Here is an 18,595-nt window from a genome sequence, read left to right as displayed (position 1 = left end):
GTAGCTGATGATTTAATTAAAATGAAAGTTGAGTAAGGGAGGAGTTTTAAAATATCAGAGATCGAATTGCTAGTGCGGTAAGAACTCTGATGGGATCTTTTGGTGGAGCTTTAAAGATGTATCAGCAGTTTCAGTGGAAACAGCTTTAGAAAGAGCAGGAATCAAAGCTAATGAAAGGTTATTCTAGTAGATTAGATTTTTAAAGGGGGAATTTAAATGATAAAAAAGTTATCTAAATTTTTTGTATCATTAATTGAAGAGTACCTTCCCAATCCATTTTTATTTGCTATAGCACTTACTCTTGTTGTTTATGTTTTAGGTATAGTAGTAGCAGGAAATACACCATTAGAAATGATTAGTCACTGGGGTGGTGGTTTCTGGAATCTATTAACTTTTGCTATGCAGATGTGTTTGATTTTAATTACTGGTCATGCTTTAGCTAATACTCCATTTTTCAATAAGATCTTAAGTAAGATAGCTTCTATTCCTAATTCACCAGGTGGAGGAATAGTTTTAACCACTTTTGTTGCTGGCGCTGCTTGTTGGATTAACTGGGGATTTGGTTTAGTTATTGGTGCTTTGTTAGCTAAAGAAGTAGCTAAGGAAGTAGAAGGAGTGGATTATCGACTTTTAATTGCTAGTGCTTATTCTGGGTTTGTTGTCTGGCATGCTGGTCTGGCAGGGTCTGTTCCTCTAACAATTGCTACAGAAGGACATTTTATGCAAGAAATGATGGGGGTTATTCCAGTATCAGAGACCATTTTTAGTTCTTATAACCTTATAATAACTGCTGTAATTTTACTTACAATCCCTTTCTTAAATCGAATGATGTTACCAGATAAAAAGGATAGAGTAGTTGTTGATCCTGAAGTATTAAAAGCAGAAGACAGTACGGAAGAAGTTGCCGCAACTAAGATAGAAACTGTAGCTGATCGTTTAGAAAATAGTATGGTAGCATCTATTATTTTAGGGCTTATGGGACTTAGTTATCTAGCTTATTATTTTACTAATAATGGTTTTGCTCTTAACTTGAATATTATCATTTTTACTTTTTTCACTTTAGGACTTATCTTACACAGAACACCTAAAAATTATCTTCAAGCTTTTGATAATGGGGTTAAGGGTACTAGTGGAATTATTTTACAGTTCCCGCTTTATGCTGGAATTATGGGGATGATGACCGGGTCTGGTTTAGCGACTATTATGTCTAAATTCTTTGTATCTATTGCTACCGAAGCAACGCTTCCTTTCTTTAGTTTTATGAGTGCTGGTATTGTTAATTTCTTTGTTCCTTCTGGTGGAGGTCAGTGGGCTGTACAAGCTCCAATTATGGTACCTGCTGCTTTAGATTTAGGTGTAGATGTATCTAAAATTTCTATGGCTGTAGCTTGGGGTGATGCGTGGACTAATATGATTCAACCTTTCTGGGCTTTGCCTGCTTTAGGAATTGCTGGCTTAGGAGCTAGAGATATCATGGGGTATTGCATAATGATTTTAATTTGGACAGGTATTGTAGCAAGTTTAGGTTTAGTTCTAATTTAGAATAATTATATATAAAAGGTTAGTTTTTGATAAAGGAGTTATTATTCGGGCTTTAGCCCGTTTTTTTTTTGATTGAATGATTCGATCAAAAAAAGCATGTAGAAACTTACATTTTCTCCACAATATGATATAATTAAACTAGAAATTAATCTAGAAAGCCACTAGCGTCGCATCGTTTTTTTAGATTAATTTACCTTTGCAAAATAAAAGATCCTTTGCTTAAATGAATAGGTGCCCTCACAGCACAATCCATTAGCAAAGGAGCTAAAAAATGAAATGCACTAGTGAGTATACCATATTATTAAATAAATTTATAGATATAATAGGTGATAACTTTTTAGACAATCTGGTAGATGAATACGATTCTGATTATAAAGTCCATAAATTTAAAACTAAAGAGCACTTACTATGCTTACTTTACTATCATCTTACTGAAAAAGATAGTTTAGAAGATTTTGTTTCAGAACTCAAAGGCAATAACAAACTCAATAGCGTTCTACCAGAAATCAGTAAATTGCAAATATCTAGAAAAAATGAGGATAGAGACTATAAAATATTTTACGATATTTTTCATCATCTATTTAACCAGCTTAAAGCTCAAACTGGATATAAAAGAGATTGGTTCTGTTAAATTACTTGATTCTTCAACAGTTATTTGTTCTTTATCTCTATTTTCTTGGGCGAAATTTAGAAGTTCTAAAGGCGGCATAAAACTTCATACCCTCTATGATCTAAATACAGAAGCGCCAGAAAATATAATTATAAGTAATGCGATTATTCATGATAAAGAAATATTAAACAATTTAACTTTTAACTCTAGTTACACCTATATTTTCGATAGAGCTTATTTAGATTATCAAAAGTTTGATGAGCTTATTGCAAAAGATATTTATTTTGTTACTAAACTCAAATCTAATGCTAAAATTAAATATATTAGAAAAATACCATTAAATAAATCAGATAAGCAAAACAACATCTTGTTAGATGCTGATGTTGTTTTAGGTTCTGAAGTTTCAGGAAGCAAAATTGATCAAGAAAAAGACTAAATTTAATGGTTCATTACTTGAATTAACTCGAAAAATAAAATACTCAATATTTATGATAGTTAGTAATAACTTTAATTGGGAGTATTGGTTAAGCAACTTATAATCTGAAAAAAATAACCTTATTTCTTTGGACTAGTGTAACCTTTTTGCGAAGTATCTTCTAAATATTGATTTTAGATGATTAATTGTTAATTTAACTAAAAAAGTTTAATCTTATTAGCTGAATTGTACTTAAAATTTTGGTTATAGATATAATTATATAAAATTTAATGAGTTAGTTTAAAACTATTAGTTTCATATATTTTACAATCTATAATGTTTTACAGCCCATGAAGTAAATTTCGAAAAGATTTTTATAGTCTTTGACAAAGTCGTTTTCTTCCTCCAAAATATAGTCAAAGGAGGAAATTAACAATGGGTAAATACAAAAAGAGATCTTCTGAAGAGAAACTAAAATTGTTCTTGAAGCCTTAGAAAATGGGAACATCTCTGAAACTTGTCGCAAACATGGTATTTACGAAAATCAATTTTATCAGTGGAAAGAAAAACTATTAGATAATGCTGATAAAGTTTTCAAGCACGGTAATAAAAGAGATCCTGAAAAAGAAAAACTGAAGCAAGAAAAAGACCGACTTAAAGAAACCGTAGTAGAACTTTCCACCGAGCTACAAATCTTAAAAAACGACACATAGAGCCTCGTGGTAATCTTAAAGGACAATAGATTTCAAGCGATAAAAAGTGACAGTTGATGAATATTATTGAAGAATCAGATTTCACTATCAAAAAGACTTGTGAAATTTTAAAGCTTAATCCAGACCGTTATTATCGCTGGAGACGCTGATTTAATGACAATGGTCTTGAAGGTCTTAAAAATCATAAATCTAATCCTGACTCTTGTCCTCATAGCCTATCAGAAAGATAATAGAATATGCTTTAGAAAATCCTGATGTCCGACATAGGAAATTAGCTTACAAGATGCAAGACCAGGATATAGTTCATGTTTCCCCTTCAAGTGTTTATAGAGTCTTAAAAAATAATAACTTAATTTCGAGCCAGGAATACCATCAAGAAAAAAGTGCTGATGGCAAAATAAAAGTTCAAGAACCTAATCAAATGTGGCATAGTGCGACCTGTTGTGATATCAAAAGTATCGCCTAGTTAGGCGGAGTTTGATAAACTTAACTAGAACTGAAAGACCTAGACAGTCAAATGATAAGGTAAAACTTTGAAGGGCTGCCACTAATACTCCGAGTTGCACCAGCTATATTAAGATAGTTGATGTAACAAGCTCGGTGAAGACGGATGGGGGTTGCCGTAATTTAAGACGAAATCTGTCCTAGTTGGACGGTGCAACTTATAATTCGGGTGCTTATAAAATACTTATGACGAGAATGTACCAATGTGGTGCTGACGAAATCTTGAAAGTACAGGTCTATAACATTAACAGCTTAAAATGGCTGTCCAAACAGAGCTTTGAGTGTGTGGGGTAAGTAGAAATTTTGCCTACGAGAATCCTTATGAACTTTTGAAGTTCATATATCATTATGAGAACACACAGGCTTAAAGAGAGAGTCTACGGGTATATATAAAACAGGTATGATCTTTCGGAACAGGGAAAGCTAGCAATACAAAGGGCTTAATCCTTATAAAGTGGTGGTGTGGAAATAAATTAGTTATAACATACCTTAACGTTAGTGATAGTGTTGGCACTAAATAGCCAATAGTCAATAGTTTAAGGGATAAGATATGTCATTTTATCATAAGGTTCTTCGTGAGACTAAAAAAGTGAAGTCTCTGTAAGGAGGTTTTAGCCGACTTATGACTGTGTTAAGGAAGGAGCAAGTTGAGAGTAAGAAGAAAGTTAAATTAAGAAATAATGAGTATTATGATACCCAAGAAATTCAGGATATGCTCTATGAGTATAGTAAAAAAGGTTATGACTTCAAGAATTTAATGCAACACATTACTTCAAGGAAGAATATCCTTTTAGCATACAGGAATATTAAGAAGAATAATGGTAGTCAAACTAAAGGTACTAATAATAAAACCATCAAGGATTTAGAAAAGAAATCTACAAACGAACTTGTAGAATATATTAGAAACAGATTGGAGTATTATATACCACAGTCCGTAAGAAGGACTTATATTCCTAAACCTGATGGTAGAAAAAGACCTGTAGGTATACCTACAATTGAGGATAGATTAATCCAGCAATGTATTAAACAAGGTCTTAGAGCCCATCTGTGAAGCTAAATTTCACAATCACAGCTACGGCTTCAGACCTAATAGGTCAACTAAACACGCAATAGCTAGAATGAAACAATTGATAAATCAAAATGGATTACACTATTCAGTAGATATTGATATAAAGCGCTTTTTCGACAATGTTGACCATAGTAAATTGAAAAAGCAATTGTGGGATATTGGAGTTAAGGATAGGAAACTAATCACTATACTAGGAATTATGCTAAAAGCTGAAATAGAAGGTGAAGGTATTCCAGAAAAAGGAACACCTCAAGGTGGAATAATTTCGCCACTTCTATCTAATATAGTTTTGAATGAACTAGATTGGTGGATTTCCAACCAATGGGAAACCTTTGAAACAAACTATGATTATAAATACCAAGGCGACAAAGTAAAAGCCATGAAAGGAACAGGATTAAAGGAAATATACATTGTCAGATATGCAGATGACTTTAAATTAATGTGTAGAGATTTTGAAACTGCCAGTAAAATTAAGGTAGCCACTATCCAATGGCTAAATGAAAGACTTAACCTTGAAGTTAATGAAAAGAAAACGAGCGTTACTAATTTGAAAAAGAATTATACTGAATTTTTGGGGATTAAACTGAAAGCTATTAAGAAGAGTGGAAAATATGTTTGCAGGTCTAGAGTAGCTGATGGAGTTAAGTCAAAATCAATTCATAAACTCAAAAATCAGATACAACAAATTAAGGAAGAAACCACAGTTGACCAAGTATCTAAGCTGAATTCAATGATACTAGGTATGCAAAACTACTACTCTATGGCTACTATGATAAGTCATGATTTTAGGGATATAGCCTTTCAAGTCAACAGAACCTTAGAGAACCGTCTTAGTAGGGTTTTAAGTGAAAAAGGTACTAAGTCAAAAACTTTCCAGAAGTTTTATGGGGGGTATAACTATAAATCTTATTGTGTAGCTGGAATTAAAATATTTCCAATAGCTGGTGTAACTTTTGAAGCTCCAATGAATTTCTCACAAGATATATGTGATTACACCAGAGAAGGAAGGGAAAAGATACACGATAAACTTAGAAGTGTATCACCAGTAGTACAAAAATATTTAGTTAAAAATTCTGTTAAAGGTGAATCTACTAAATACAACGATAATCGAATTGCTAGATATTCAGGTCAAAATGGTTGTTGTTTTATTACTGGTAAGCCTTTAACTGTGGGTAACCTTGAGTGTCATCATAAGAAGCTTAAGTCAATGGAGGGAAAAGACACATACAGGAATCTATGCCTGGTAACGAGTGATGTCCACAAGTTAATACATGCTACGAATGAGTTTACTATCAGACGCTATTACAATAAGGTGAAAGGGAACTTTGATGAGGATACCTTGAGTAAGCTCAATAAACTCCGAACTAAGGCAGGGAATGACTGTATCGAACTATCTTAAACTATGATGGAACGCTTAGTGAGTACGAAAGTCTCACGCTGAGTGTGAAGAGGGGGAAAGACTGGAAATAGGTTAAGTTACTATTGAAGGTTTACCTATCTCTATTGAATATTACTTATATTCCAGTAGCTAATGATCATGCTTATTTAATAAGCGTTTTAGATGGTTATTCTCGTTATATTGTCCATAGCAAACTATCTTTTATTATGACTACTGATGATGTTAAAGAAGTATTAAGTCGAGCCTTATTCAAGGCTGATCTATTTGAAATTCCAGATAAAGATAAGCCAATGCTGATTAGTGATAACGGTACTCAATTTGTTTCTAATAATTTTCAAGATTTTTTAAATGATTTGGATATTGAACATATTCGAACTGCTGTTCGCCACCCTGAATCTAATGGGAAAATCGAAGTTTTTCATAAGACTATCAAGCATGAAAATGTTTATATCAAGGAAAAATATCAAAGTTTCTATAAAGCTCAAAAGGATCTTAATCAATTCATAGAAACTTATAATCATAAATGATTGCACCAGGGAGTTGAATTTCTTCATCCTTACCCAAAATACACTGGGTAAGGATGAAGAAATTATTGAAAATCGAAATCAGAAGCACCAAAATGCTATTGAGCGAAGAAAACGGCTTAATAAAACTGAAAATTCAAAAGCTGCATAACTTGGATTCTATAAAATTAATTTTGAAAAATACTTGATTCTTCAGAAACAATGCAAAAATGGAATAACAAATAATAAATTTCCTTGGAACAGATAAATTCTTATTACTAAATAGCAGTTAAAAATCCAATTTATGATTTCTGGGAAATTTATTGAGTTGATTATTCAACAAGGTAAAATTAGTTACTCCATATCCTATTCGCTTTATTAGCTTGATTTTATTATTTATGCCTTTAGCAAAACCATTACTTATCTTAGTCTCAAAAAAGTTCAATAATTCATCTTCCCAATTTTCCACTGTTTTTTAGCTTCTAAAAATGGTTTTAAACTGCTATCTACAACACGCTCATACCATTCATTTAAAGCACATTCAGCTTCAGAAACCTTATTCATCTGTAATATATTTCTAAACTCTTCTTTAAGTTTCCAGGCTTTTTCTAAAGCTGGACTTAGTGTGAAGATTTCTATAAGTCTATTATGTTCATCATCTGTCAATTCTTCACCGTTTTTTCTTAACAGATTACGACTTTTATAAAGTTTAGTTCTATCTTTATCATTAGCTTCTACCTTTCTTACATCATCAAGTGACCCTCTCTCAATTTGTTAGACACCCAGTTAAGCGATATAATAGAAGCAACGGAGGTGCTACAATTGGGAGAAAAAAGAAGATCATATACAGAAGAGTTCAAAAAAGATGTTGTTGGATTATCTAATAGATCAGATAAAACAGTTAAAGAGGTATCTGAAAATTTAGATATACCTTATGGTACTTTAGTTAGATGGCGTCGGGAATATAAAGATAAAGGTGATCTTGCCTTCCCAGGCAATGGTAAACAAAAATTAAGTCCTGAACAAAAATAAATTAAAAAACTAAAAAAAGAGTTAGAAGATGCTAAAACAGAGCGTGATATTTTAAAAAGGCCGTAAGCATCTTTTCGAACGAACCGAAGTAATTTACTGTGGTGAAGATGTGTCAGGTTTTAGAGGTGTCCAGCTCTGGATATTATAAATGGTTAAATAGAAAACCATCTCAAAGAGAGAAATTAAATGAAGAATTAAAGCTTAAAATAGCTGAGATTTACTGGCAACATAATGGAACATATGGTAGCCCTAGAATTCATAAAGTGCTGAGAAAAAAGGGTTATACAGTGAATATTAAAAGAGTTGCTAGATTAATGCGAGTAATGGGTTTGAAAGTAATTCAAAAAATAAAATTTTAAAGAACTACCAATTCAGATCATGATTTACCTTTAAAAGAAAATCTCCTAAAAAGGGATTTTGATATAGATAAACCAGATAAAGTTTGGGTCTCTGATATCATTTATATATCAACTAAAAAGGGGGCTTTACCTGGCGGTTGTAATTGATCTCTATTCAAGAAAAGTAGTTGGATATTCTATGAGCAAAAGAATAAATGCAGATTTAATAATGGCATCAGTTAAGATGGCTATAAGTCGCCGCAACCCTGAAGCAGGGCTTATATTCCATTCTGATAGAGGAGGTAGTCAGTATGCAAGCCATGAAGTACAGAATTTATTTAAACAGCATAGTATTAGATCCTCAATGAGTCGTAAAGGTCATTGTTGGGACAATGCAGTTGCTGAAAGTTTCTTCAGTACTTTGAAGACTGAGTTAGTTTATCATAAAAAATATTTAACCAGGAATCAAGCTAGGTTAGATATATTTGAATATATTGCTGGTTACTATAATAAAGTTAGACTACATTTATATTTAAATTACATGAGTCCGAAAAACTACGAGAAAAAGAGAAAAATGGCTTAATATAGTGTCTAATTTAATGGGGGAACCTCACATCTCCTACTTTCATTACAATATGAAATTTATCTACTACTATTTTAGCATTTGGAAATACTTCTTGAGCCATTGAATTATAGGTACTCCACATATCCATCGAGATAACTTTTATATTCTTTCTAACCTCTTCTGGCCATTCTTGTTCAAAATAGTTTATTAGATCATCTTTCTTTCTGCTTGGAAGAATAGCAATTAATTCTTTCTCTTTTGGATCAGAGTGTGCTACAGCATATTTATGCTTTTTAGGAATTGAAAACTCATCTAAATTTATATTCTCAATCAATGATTTAGCCTTATCTTCTACTGAATTTGAAATAGAAGTAAGTTATACTTCTATTTCCTTAGCTATATCTGTATAATCTCTTCTTTGAGCTAAATCCACTATATATATGCATCTGATCTTTTAGTTTTTCTAGAATATTTATCAATAATTTCATATTCTTCGTTAAATGGATTGCTATCACAGCTTTTACAACGATATCTTTTCTTTTCCAATCTAATTATAACCTGATTTTCTCTGATAGGACATTTCCACTCTTTCTTTTTAGCTTCTGCTATAAGGATATATATACCATCTAAAATTAATAAACCAGTAGCAATTAAGTTTGGTAAGTCAAGTAATTTTGTGATATTATAAGTTTACATTTGCTTAGATTCCTTTCTCTTAATCAAAATAAATTAAAGAAAGAAGAATTTCTAATGGAAGTTGAATCGAAACAAATAAATAATAAATTAAAACAAAAATTTGCTTAATAATATACTGAGTATAAATAAAGGGAAGAGAAAAGGATTAACTAGAGCATTAAAGTAAATTGTCTGATTATTAAAACAGTTTTAACTATTAACCTATAAAATTGAAATAATTCTTGATAAATTATAACTGAAGTGTTATAATTTTAGTAGAAAAATTGAAAATCAAATATAGTTGATAAGTGGATTATAATTACTACATAACTTATATTTATAATCCCTCCACATTATCAGTAATATTAAATTTGCGTAGTTAATGATGATGGGAGGGATTTTATGTTTTTTTTGAAATTTAATAAATTTTTAGTTAGCCTTATGTGTTATAAAATATAAGATTATTATTTTATAAATTTTATTAATGGTCATACCATTATAAGTGGTCATACCAATAGAACAATCTTCCTATAGTCCATATTAGGTGTAGGAAGTTTAAGTAATAGGGGTTAGGTAAAATATAATTCAAAGAGGGAGTGGTATTTATGTGGGAACAGGTAATTAATCCGCTAGGTAATATTTATTTGTCGGCACTAGTCTCCGCTATTCCTGTTTTAATTTTGTTCTATGCTTTAGCTGTTCAAGGTTTAAAAGGTCATCATGCTGGGATTCTTACTTTGGTTTCATCTATTTTAGTAGCTTTATTCATTTATGAAATGCCATTTAAATTGGCTATGTTATCGATGGTTTATGGTGTGTTTGTTGGTTTGTTTCCAATTGGTTGGATTGTTCTTTGTGCTGTCTTTTTATATAACTTAACTGTAAAAACTGGTTATTTTGAAGTTATTAAGGATTCTGTAGCTTCTATTACTGAAGATCGTCGTTTACAAGCTTTATTAATTGCTTTTTGTTTTGGAGCTTTTTTAGAAGGGGCTGCTGGATATGGAGCTCCAGTAGCAATTACAGCAGGAATGTTAGTAGGATTAGGATTCAAACCACTTTATGCTGCAGGATTATGTTTGATTGCTAATACTGCTCCCGTTGCTTTTGGAGGAGTTGGTATACCAATTATTACTGCAGGTAAAGTTGCTGGTATTAAGCCTTCTGTAATTAGTAATATGGCTGCTAATCAGTTGCCTTTATTATCCTTTGTAGTGCCTATGTTTTTAGTGTGGATTATGTCTGGTTGGAAGGGAACTAAGGAAGTTTTACCAGCTATTTTGGTTACTGGTATTTCGTATAGTGTTTCCATGTGGTTTGTAGCTGCTAAGATAGGTCCTATGTTACCTAATATAGTTTCTTCTATAGTTTCTATTATAGCTTTAGTGTCTTTCTTAAGGGTTTGGAAACCTAAAAACATTTGGAGATTTTCAGACGAGCCAGAAACTAGTATGGAAGTTAAAGAACATCCGCTTAGTAAAATTATAGTAGCTTGGACTCCATTTATTGTATTAACTATATTAATTGCTAATTGGAGTATTCCGACTATTAAAACTTTATTAAATATGGTTACTTTAAAAATTCCTATTGGTGGTTTAAATAATGCTATATTAGCTGGCAATGATCCAATCTCAGTAGTATATAAATTTGATTGGTTAGCTGCTGCTGGAACTGCAATTTTATTATCAGCTGTAATTTCTTCGATTATATTGGGTATTAAGTCTAAAACCTTTATTAAAGTATTTGCTGAAACTGTTAATGATTTAAAATTTTCTTTATTAACTGTAGCTTCTGTATTGGGATTTGCTTATATTTCTAATTTTTCAGGTATTACTCCTACATTAGGAAAAGCATTAACAGTTACTGGTAGCTTTTTTCCATTTGTGTCTCCATTTTTAGGATGGGTTGGTGTATTTGTAACTGGGAGTGATACATCTGCTAATGCTTTATTTTGTAATATGCAAAGAATTACAGCAGAGCAAATTGGAATTAATCCAGTATTAACCGTAACAGCTAATACTAGTGGTGGTGTAGCTGCCAAAATGATTTCTCCACAGAGTATTGCAGTTGCTTCTGGTTCGGTTGATTTAGTAGGAAAAGAAGGGGATTTATTCCGATTTACTGTTAAATATAGTCTTCTGTTCACATTTATTATGGGGATTGTAACTTATATTCAAGCTTATTTCTTGCCTGATATGATTCCAGAAATGATAGAAATTGGGCAGGCAGCTAATAAGACTGCTTCCAATGATGTGTTTGGTTTTACATTTGCAATTGTAAGTTTATTAGTTTTAGCGGGATTAGGTATTTTAGCAGCAAAAAGAGAAGGGAATGAAGTTAATGTTAGTGCATAAATAGTATTTTGAATTGATAGAGATATTTTTAGAATTTAAAATATAATTAAGGTGGTGATAGTTTTTTTAGTATAAATGGTTAGACCATTAGTCCAAGTGGAGTTTTTAATAATATAAAAGAGGGGTGAATCAATTGGAAATTTTAGTGTGTGTAAAACAAGTTCCAGAAACTAAAGATGTTGAAGTTGATGATGAAACTGGTAATTTAATTCGTGAAGGTGTAGATTCTATCATGAATCCGTATGATATGTATGCTCTAGAAACTGCTTTGAAGTTAAAAGAAAAGCATGGAGGAAATGTTACAGCTATTACTATGGGTCCTCCTCAATCTAAACAGGTTATTAGAGAAGCATATATGATGGGAGCTGATAAGGGATATCTACTTTCTGACATTAAGTTTGCTGGTGCTGATACTTTAGCTACTAGTTATTCTTTAGCTCAAGGCTTAGAAGTAATAGGAAAAAGGGATGCTTATGATTTGATTATTTGTGGAATGGAGAGTACTGATGGTGATACTGCTCAAGTTGGTCCTGCAATAGCTGAAACTTTGCAAATTCCACATGTGTCTTATGTTAGTGCTATTAAGGAATCTAGTGAAGAAAAATTAGTTGTGGAAAAAGAAATGGCTGATACTATCGAGGTAGTAGAATTTACTTATCCTGGATTAATTACTGTAACTAAAGATGTAAATCAGCCTCGCTTACCTTCTTATAAACTTAAGTTAAAAACTGAAGATAAAGAGATTAAGGAACTTAACTTTGCTGATTTACCTGATGATGATGAAACTAATTTTGGTTTAAAAGGTTCTCCAACACAGGTAGAGAAGGTATTCCCACCAGATGATGATATAGAGCAGGTTATGTGGGATGGAAGTGGAGAAGAATTATCAGATAAAATGTATAATGAGTTGAAGGAGTTGAAAATCATATGAGCAACTACACCATAGATTATGCAAATTGTAGTCTTTGTAAGAAGTGTGTTGAAGCATGTCCTTTTGATGCTTTAGAAGTAGAAGATGGAAAGCTTCAAATGACTGCTGCTTGTAAGGCCTGTGGAGTATGTGTTGATGCGTGTCCTGAAGACCTTATTCAACCAATTGAGGATGAAAGTGAAGCAATCAATAAAGAAGAATATGAAGATGTGTTAATTTTTGCCGAACAATTAGAAGGAGAAATTCATCCAGTAACTTATGAATTGATGGGAAAAGGTAGAGAGTTAGCTGATAAAATAGATCAAGAATTACAAGTGATTTTACCAGGTTATGAATTAGAAGATGCTCCTCAACAGATACTTGAACGTGGTGCTGATAAAGTATTTGTTTATGATCAAGAAGAATTGCATCATTATAGTGTTCAACCCTATACAGCAGTAATAGAAGATTGTGTTAAAGAAAATAAACCAGCTATTTTATTAATAGGAGCTACTTCTATTGGACGTTCTCTTGCACCGCGGGTTGCTACTAGATTAGGAACTGGTCTAACTGCAGATTGTACCATTTTAGATGTTCGAGAAAATACAGATTTAGTTCAAACTCGGCCTGCTTTTGGTGGTAATATTATGGCCCGGATTTTAACTACTAATCACAGACCTCAGATGGCTACTATGCGGTATAAGGTTATGGAACCTGCAGAAAAAGTAGCAAATCCAACTGGTGAGATTGTGGAATGTAAGGTTTCATCTACAAAGTTAGAAACTAAAGCTAATTTTGTAGATATTACTAAGAAGCCAGAAGTAGAAAGTATTGAAGATGCTAATATTATTGTAGCTGCTGGTCGAGGGATTCGAGAAGAAGATGATTTAGAAATGGTATATGAGTTAGCTGATTTATTAGGAGGAAAAGTTGGTACTACTCGTCCGTTAATTGAAAAAGGTTGGACTGATCATAAGCAACAAATTGGTCTTAGTGGTAGAACAGTAAGGCCTGAATTGATAATTACCGTGGGAGTTTCAGGAGCAGTTCAGTTTGTAGCTGGAATGAAAAACTCTGAGAATATTTTTGCTATTAATAGTGATGCAGAGGCTAATATTTTTGATGTAGCTCATTATGGAATAGTGGGTGATCTTTATGAGGTAGTACCTCAATTAATTGAGAATATAAAAAGTGGAGAGGAACTGGTTAAAGAACAGGTAGCTGCTGCTAGAGAGTAAATAAAGGGGGAAAATTAATGAGTTATAATAAAATTACTAAAAGTGATATAAAACGTTTAGAAGAGATTATGGATTCAGAGCGTATAACTTTAAGAGAAAATATTAATGAAGATTATTCTCATGATGAATTAGCAGAACTTCAAGTATATCCAGAGGTAATGGTAAAACCTGAAACAACAGAAGAGGTATCTGCAATTATGAAGTTTGCTAATGAAAGAAATATTCCGGTAACTCCGCGAGGAACTGGAACAGGACTTTGTGGTGGAGCAGTAGCTATGGAAGATGGAATTCTTCTATTAACTACTGGTATGGATGAAATTGTTGAAATTGATGAACAAAATTTAACAGCTAAGGTTCAACCTGGAGTTATTTTGATGAGTTTTGCTGAAAAAGTAAATGATTTAGGATTTATGTATCCCCCAGATCCAGGAGAAAAGAGTGCTACTTTAGGCGGTAATGTACTAACTAATGCTGGTGGGATGAGAGCTGTTAAGTATGGTGTAACTAGAGATTATGTATTAGGAATGGAAATTGTACTACCAACTGGTGAAGTCATTAATACAGGTGGTAAAGTAGTTAAGAACAGTTCTGGTTATAGTATCCAAGATTTAATGATTGGTTCTGAAGGAACATTAGGAATTGTTACGGAAATTACTTTAAAGTTAGTTCCATTACCTAAAAAAGAACTTACTCTATTATTGCCTTTTGATAGTTTAGAAGAAGCAATTGATACTGTACCAGAAATTATTAATGCTAAGATAATCCCAACAGGTATTGAATTTATGGAGCGAGAAGTATTATTAGCAGCAACTGACTATCTAGGTAAAGAATTTCCTGAAACATCTGCTCCAGCATACTTGTTATTAAAGTTCTATGGTAATGATAAAGAAGAGTTAGAAAAGAAATATGAAGCGGCAGCTGATGTATGTTTAGAAAATGATGCCTATGATGCTTATATTGCTAATACAGAAGAACGACAGGATGTAATTTGGGATACAAGAGGAGCTTTGCTTGAGGCACTAAAAGCTGTAAGTCATCTAGATGAATGTGATGTAGTTGTACCAAGAGATAAAGTTGCTGAGTTTGTAAAGTATACCCATCAATTAGAAGATAAGTATGATTTAAGAATCCGTAGTTTCGGTCATGCTGGAGACGGTAACTTGCATATTTATACTTTAAAAGATGATTTAGATGAAGAAACATGGGAGAAAAGAAATAAAGCTGTAATGGATGATATGTATGCTAAAGCTAGAGAAATGAAAGGCCAAGTATCTGGAGAGCACGGAATTGCTTTTGCTAAAAAGGAATACTTGCATCAAGATATAGGAGAAGTTCAAGTAAACTTAATGCAAGGAATTAAAGATGCATTTGATCCAAATGACATCTTAAATCCAGGTAAGACTGTATAATAGGATTATTTAAATGAATTAGTTTGTTTCTCCTTTCCAGAAGATCTTCTGGAAAGGAGAAACCTTATTATTTAATTTTAATAAAAATAATGTTAACTATAGCTTAATTATAAGCTGTTTTTTTGGTTTACATATCCTATTTTTTACTTTAAATTAAAAAAATATAATTTAATTAACTTATTTAATGTTATAGAAATTATATTAACTATAGGTTAATTATAGTTCATTTTATTTGTTGAGATATCTGATTTTTATACATTTTATTAAACAAAGGAGGAATACAATTGACAATAGTAAATTTACCATATGGAAAAGAAACTTTAGATGTTGAATTACCTGAGGAAAGATTAGAGGGAGTTCTTGTTTCTAAAGCCCATGAATATACTGCAGAAAAATCAGAAGAGGAATTAGTCAAAGAAGCTTTAAATAATCCAATTGAAAGTCCTAGATTAAGTGAATTAGCTCAAGATAAAGAGGAAGTTGTAATTATTTCTAGTGATCATACTAGACCAGTGCCTAGTCATGTTACAATGCCCATTTTATTAGAAGAAATCAGAGAAGGAAATCCTGATGCTGATATTACTATTTTAGTTGCTACTGGTTTTCATCGAGCCTCTACTGAAGAAGAATTAAGAGATAAATACGGTGATGAAATAGTAGATAATGAAAGAATTATTAATCACGATAGTCGAGATGAGGAAAGTATGGTAAAGGTTGGTATTTTACCTTCTGGGGGCGAATTGATTCTTAATGAAATTGCTATGGAAGCTGATTTATTGATAGCAGAAGGGTTTATTGAACCTCATTTCTTTGCTGGTTTTTCTGGAGGAAGGAAGAGTATTTTACCAGGTATAGCTAGTAAGATGACTGTGTTAGCTAATCATTGTTCAGAATTTATTGGACACCAAAAATCAAGAACAGGTATTTTAGAAGGTAATCCTTTGCATAAAGATATGCTTTATGCTGCTGAACAAGCTGATTTAGCTTTTATTCTTAATGTAGCTATTGATGACCAGAAAAAGGTAGTTAATGCTTTTGCTGGTGATCGAGAAAAGGCTCATTTAGAGGGTTGTGATTTTGTTGAACGGTTATCAGGAGCAGATGCTAAACCAGCTGATATAGCAATTACTACTAATGGTGGATATCCATTAGACCAAAATATTTATCAATCTGTAAAGAGTATGACTGCTGCTGAAGCTACTTGTAAAGAAGGTGGAGTAATTATAGTAGCTTCTCAATGTTCAGATGGACATGGTGGGGAGGAATTTTATAAAACTTTCCATGAAGCCGAGAAAGTACGGGAGGTAATGGATCAGATAGAAGCTAGAGATAGAAATGAAACTATACCTGACCAGTGGGAATCACAGGTTTTAGCTAGAATATTATTAAAATTTGATGTAATAATGGTAACTGATGTAGATAAAGAGATGATAGAAAATATGCATATGCATTGGGCACCTGATGTGCAAACTGCTATTGAAATGGCTGAAGGAATATTAGATAACGAAGAAGCTAGTATTACTGTTATTCCTGATGGGGTATCAGTTACGGTTAAGTAGTAGTTAGTTAAGATTAATTGATATATTGTGTCACCACAGGTGACACAGTCGTCAGCTATCTGCTATCTGCTATGAGCTATCAGCTAATTCAAAACCTTTAAATTCAACATTTAATTCTTTAAGATTACTATGTTTTCAGAGGTTGAACTAGGTTTATAATTTTGAATTGAAGAATTTGATTTGGCTCACGACAGACAGCAGACGACAGATAGCTGATATAAAGTGGCACGAAAGTGCCACTTTATATCAATAATATTTCATTTGATTATATTATAATAAGTTAATATAGACAAGAGAGTAGGTATAATACCTACTCTCTTGTTTTTTTAGTTTATCTATGCTAAAATATTAGTTAGCTGTTATATTATACTGAATGGGGTTAAAAAATGATTATTTTCTTTACTTTTTTGACTATTTTAATACTAGATCAATTAACCAAATACTTAGTTGTTAAAAATTTTTTTCTTTATCAATCAATACCAATTATTAAAGAGTTTTTTCACTTAACGTATGTTCAAAATAAAGGAGCAGCTTTTGGTATTTTGCAGGGTAGATTAATCTTTTTTATAGTTGTTACTTGTTTATTAGTTGCTATGTTGATTTATTTTTATCAAGAATTGCCCTTAGATAACCTAGGGAATCAAATTGCTTTAGGTTTAGCTCTAGCAGGAGCACTAGGTAATTTAATTGATCGAATTAGGTTAGGTTATGTAATTGATTTTTTGGACTTTAGAGTCTGGCCTGTATTTAATATAGCGGATTCAGCTATTGTGGTAGCAGTTTTTATTTTTAGTTATTGGATATTAATAATAGATGCTGATTAATAAAGGTGGAGTGATAATATGGAAGAACAACATAAGTTTAAGGTTTCTAGTGAAGCTAGTGGGCAGCGAGTAGATAAATTTTTAGCTACTCAAAATGATAATTTATCGCGGAATTATTTACAGAATTTGATCAAGGATGGACAAGTTTTAGTTAATGATAAGCAAGTGAAGAAAAGTTATCAATTAGAAACAGATGATCAAATAGAATTGACGATTCCCGAGGCAGAAGAGATGGATTTAGAGCCAGAGGATATTCATTTAGATATTTTATATGAAGATCAGGACTTAATAGTGATTAATAAACAACCAGATTTAGTTGTTCATCCTGCTCCTGGGCATCCGAATGGTACTTTAGTTAATGCTTTATTATACCATTGTGATAATCTATCAGGAATTAATGGAGTTATTAGACCTGGAATTGTTCATCGGTTAGATAAGGATACTTCGGGATCTTTAGTAGTAGCTAAAAACGATGAAACTCATCGTGGATTAGCTAACCAATTTAAAGAACGAGAGACGAAAAAAGAATATTTAGCTTTAGTACAGGGCCAAGTTAAATATAATAAAGGTAAAATTGATGCTGCTATTGGTCGTGATCCTTCTGACCGAAAAAAGATGGCAGTAACAAGTAAGAATAGTAAACGTGCTATATCCCATTTTGAGGTCCAAAAGAGATATCAAGATCATACTCTAGTTAAGGTTAGATTAGAGACAGGTAGGACGCATCAGATTAGATTACATATGGATTATATGAGCAATGCTGTAGTAGGAGATCAATTGTATGGGCCAACTAACAGCAAGTTAGATGTTTCTCGCCAGATGTTACATGCCCATAAATTAGGTTTTTATCATCCGCGAACTGAAGTCTGGAAAGAGTTTAAAGCACCATTATTAGCGGATATGAAAGAAACTATAGCTAACTTAGCCTAAAATATT

The 18,595-nt window shown here is 32.2% G+C and carries 13 protein-coding genes and 3 pseudogenes; 14 read left to right on the top strand and 2 right to left on the bottom strand.

Annotation, left to right across the window (positions count from 1 at the left end):
* The first annotated feature begins 216 nt into the window (after positions 1 to 216).
* From ACYQ3D_RS08680 to ACYQ3D_RS08655, 6 genes and pseudogenes are all read left to right on the top strand, one after another.
* Positions 217 to 1,542, top strand: coding sequence for a short-chain fatty acid transporter (locus ACYQ3D_RS08680; RefSeq protein ID WP_459837851.1), 1,326 nt, complete (start codon positions 217 to 219; stop codon positions 1,540 to 1,542).
* Between the two features lie 271 nt (positions 1,543 to 1,813).
* Positions 1,814 to 2,173, top strand: coding sequence for a DUF4372 domain-containing protein (locus tag ACYQ3D_RS08675; RefSeq protein WP_459837849.1), 360 nt, complete (start codon positions 1,814 to 1,816; stop codon positions 2,171 to 2,173).
* Positions 2,076 to 2,588 carry a transposase gene (locus tag ACYQ3D_RS08670; RefSeq protein WP_459837848.1) on the top strand — a complete coding sequence of 171 codons (513 nt, stop codon included), beginning with the start codon at positions 2,076 to 2,078 and terminating at the stop codon, positions 2,586 to 2,588. Before ACYQ3D_RS08675 ends, ACYQ3D_RS08670 begins: the two co-directional genes overlap by 98 nt.
* Positions 2,589 to 3,043: 455 nt before the next feature.
* Positions 3,044 to 3,280 (top strand): transposase, encoded by a 237-nt coding sequence (locus tag ACYQ3D_RS08665; RefSeq protein WP_459837857.1) that lies wholly within the window; start codon positions 3,044 to 3,046, stop codon positions 3,278 to 3,280.
* A gap of 1,126 nt (positions 3,281 to 4,406) precedes the next feature.
* Positions 4,407 to 6,252 (top strand): annotated as a pseudogene (gene ltrA / locus ACYQ3D_RS08660) (group II intron reverse transcriptase/maturase).
* Between the two features lie 104 nt (positions 6,253 to 6,356).
* A complete protein-coding gene (locus ACYQ3D_RS08655; protein WP_459837846.1) occupies positions 6,357 to 6,779 on the top strand; it encodes a transposase in 423 nt (140 codons plus the stop codon).
* A gap of 265 nt (positions 6,780 to 7,044) precedes the next feature.
* On the opposite strand, the pseudogene ACYQ3D_RS08650 reads toward ACYQ3D_RS08655, so the two are convergent.
* Positions 7,045 to 7,526 (bottom strand): annotated as a pseudogene (locus tag ACYQ3D_RS08650) (ISL3 family transposase).
* Between the two features lie 51 nt (positions 7,527 to 7,577).
* Here ACYQ3D_RS08650 and ACYQ3D_RS08645 point away from each other — a divergent pair.
* A pseudogene (locus ACYQ3D_RS08645) lies at positions 7,578 to 8,708 on the top strand (IS3 family transposase).
* 13 nt (positions 8,709 to 8,721) lie between these two features.
* Here the strand turns inward: ACYQ3D_RS08645 and ACYQ3D_RS08640 are convergent.
* Positions 8,722 to 9,024: an ISL3 family transposase gene (locus ACYQ3D_RS08640; protein ID WP_459837844.1), complete on the bottom strand. Its 303-nt coding sequence runs from the start codon at positions 9,022 to 9,024 to the stop codon at positions 8,722 to 8,724.
* A gap of 946 nt (positions 9,025 to 9,970) precedes the next feature.
* Between ACYQ3D_RS08640 and ACYQ3D_RS08635 the strand changes: the two genes are divergently transcribed.
* The 7 genes from ACYQ3D_RS08635 (at position 9,971) to ACYQ3D_RS08605 (ending at position 18,589) form a co-directional block, all read left to right on the top strand.
* Complete coding sequence (locus ACYQ3D_RS08635; RefSeq protein ID WP_459837843.1) at positions 9,971 to 11,719, top strand: L-lactate permease; 1,749 nt, start codon at positions 9,971 to 9,973, stop codon at positions 11,717 to 11,719.
* Positions 11,720 to 11,852: 133 nt separating this feature from the next.
* On the top strand, positions 11,853 to 12,650 hold the full coding sequence (locus ACYQ3D_RS08630; RefSeq protein WP_459837841.1) for an electron transfer flavoprotein subunit beta/FixA family protein: 798 nt from the start codon (positions 11,853 to 11,855) through the stop codon (positions 12,648 to 12,650).
* Positions 12,647 to 13,867 (top strand): FAD-binding protein, encoded by a 1,221-nt coding sequence (locus ACYQ3D_RS08625; RefSeq protein WP_459837840.1) that lies wholly within the window; start codon positions 12,647 to 12,649, stop codon positions 13,865 to 13,867. Before ACYQ3D_RS08630 ends, ACYQ3D_RS08625 begins: the two co-directional genes overlap by 4 nt.
* A 17-nt stretch (positions 13,868 to 13,884) precedes the next feature.
* Positions 13,885 to 15,276 carry an FAD-binding oxidoreductase gene (locus ACYQ3D_RS08620; protein WP_459837838.1) on the top strand — a complete coding sequence of 464 codons (1,392 nt, stop codon included), beginning with the start codon at positions 13,885 to 13,887 and terminating at the stop codon, positions 15,274 to 15,276.
* Between the two features lie 284 nt (positions 15,277 to 15,560).
* Positions 15,561 to 16,835: a nickel-dependent lactate racemase gene (gene larA / locus ACYQ3D_RS08615; protein ID WP_459837836.1), complete on the top strand. Its 1,275-nt coding sequence runs from the start codon at positions 15,561 to 15,563 to the stop codon at positions 16,833 to 16,835.
* Between the two features lie 386 nt (positions 16,836 to 17,221).
* Positions 17,222 to 17,659, top strand: coding sequence for a signal peptidase II (gene lspA / locus ACYQ3D_RS08610; RefSeq protein WP_459837835.1), 438 nt, complete (start codon positions 17,222 to 17,224; stop codon positions 17,657 to 17,659).
* Positions 17,660 to 17,677: 18 nt separating this feature from the next.
* A complete protein-coding gene (locus tag ACYQ3D_RS08605) occupies positions 17,678 to 18,589 on the top strand; it encodes an RluA family pseudouridine synthase (protein ID WP_459837833.1) in 912 nt (303 codons plus the stop codon).
* The last annotated feature ends 6 nt before the right edge of the window (positions 18,590 to 18,595 follow it).

Source organism: Halanaerobaculum tunisiense, from assembly GCF_054657635.1.
Note: the sequence above shows the minus strand (reverse complement) of the source record. Positions and strands in the feature narration are given on the sequence as shown.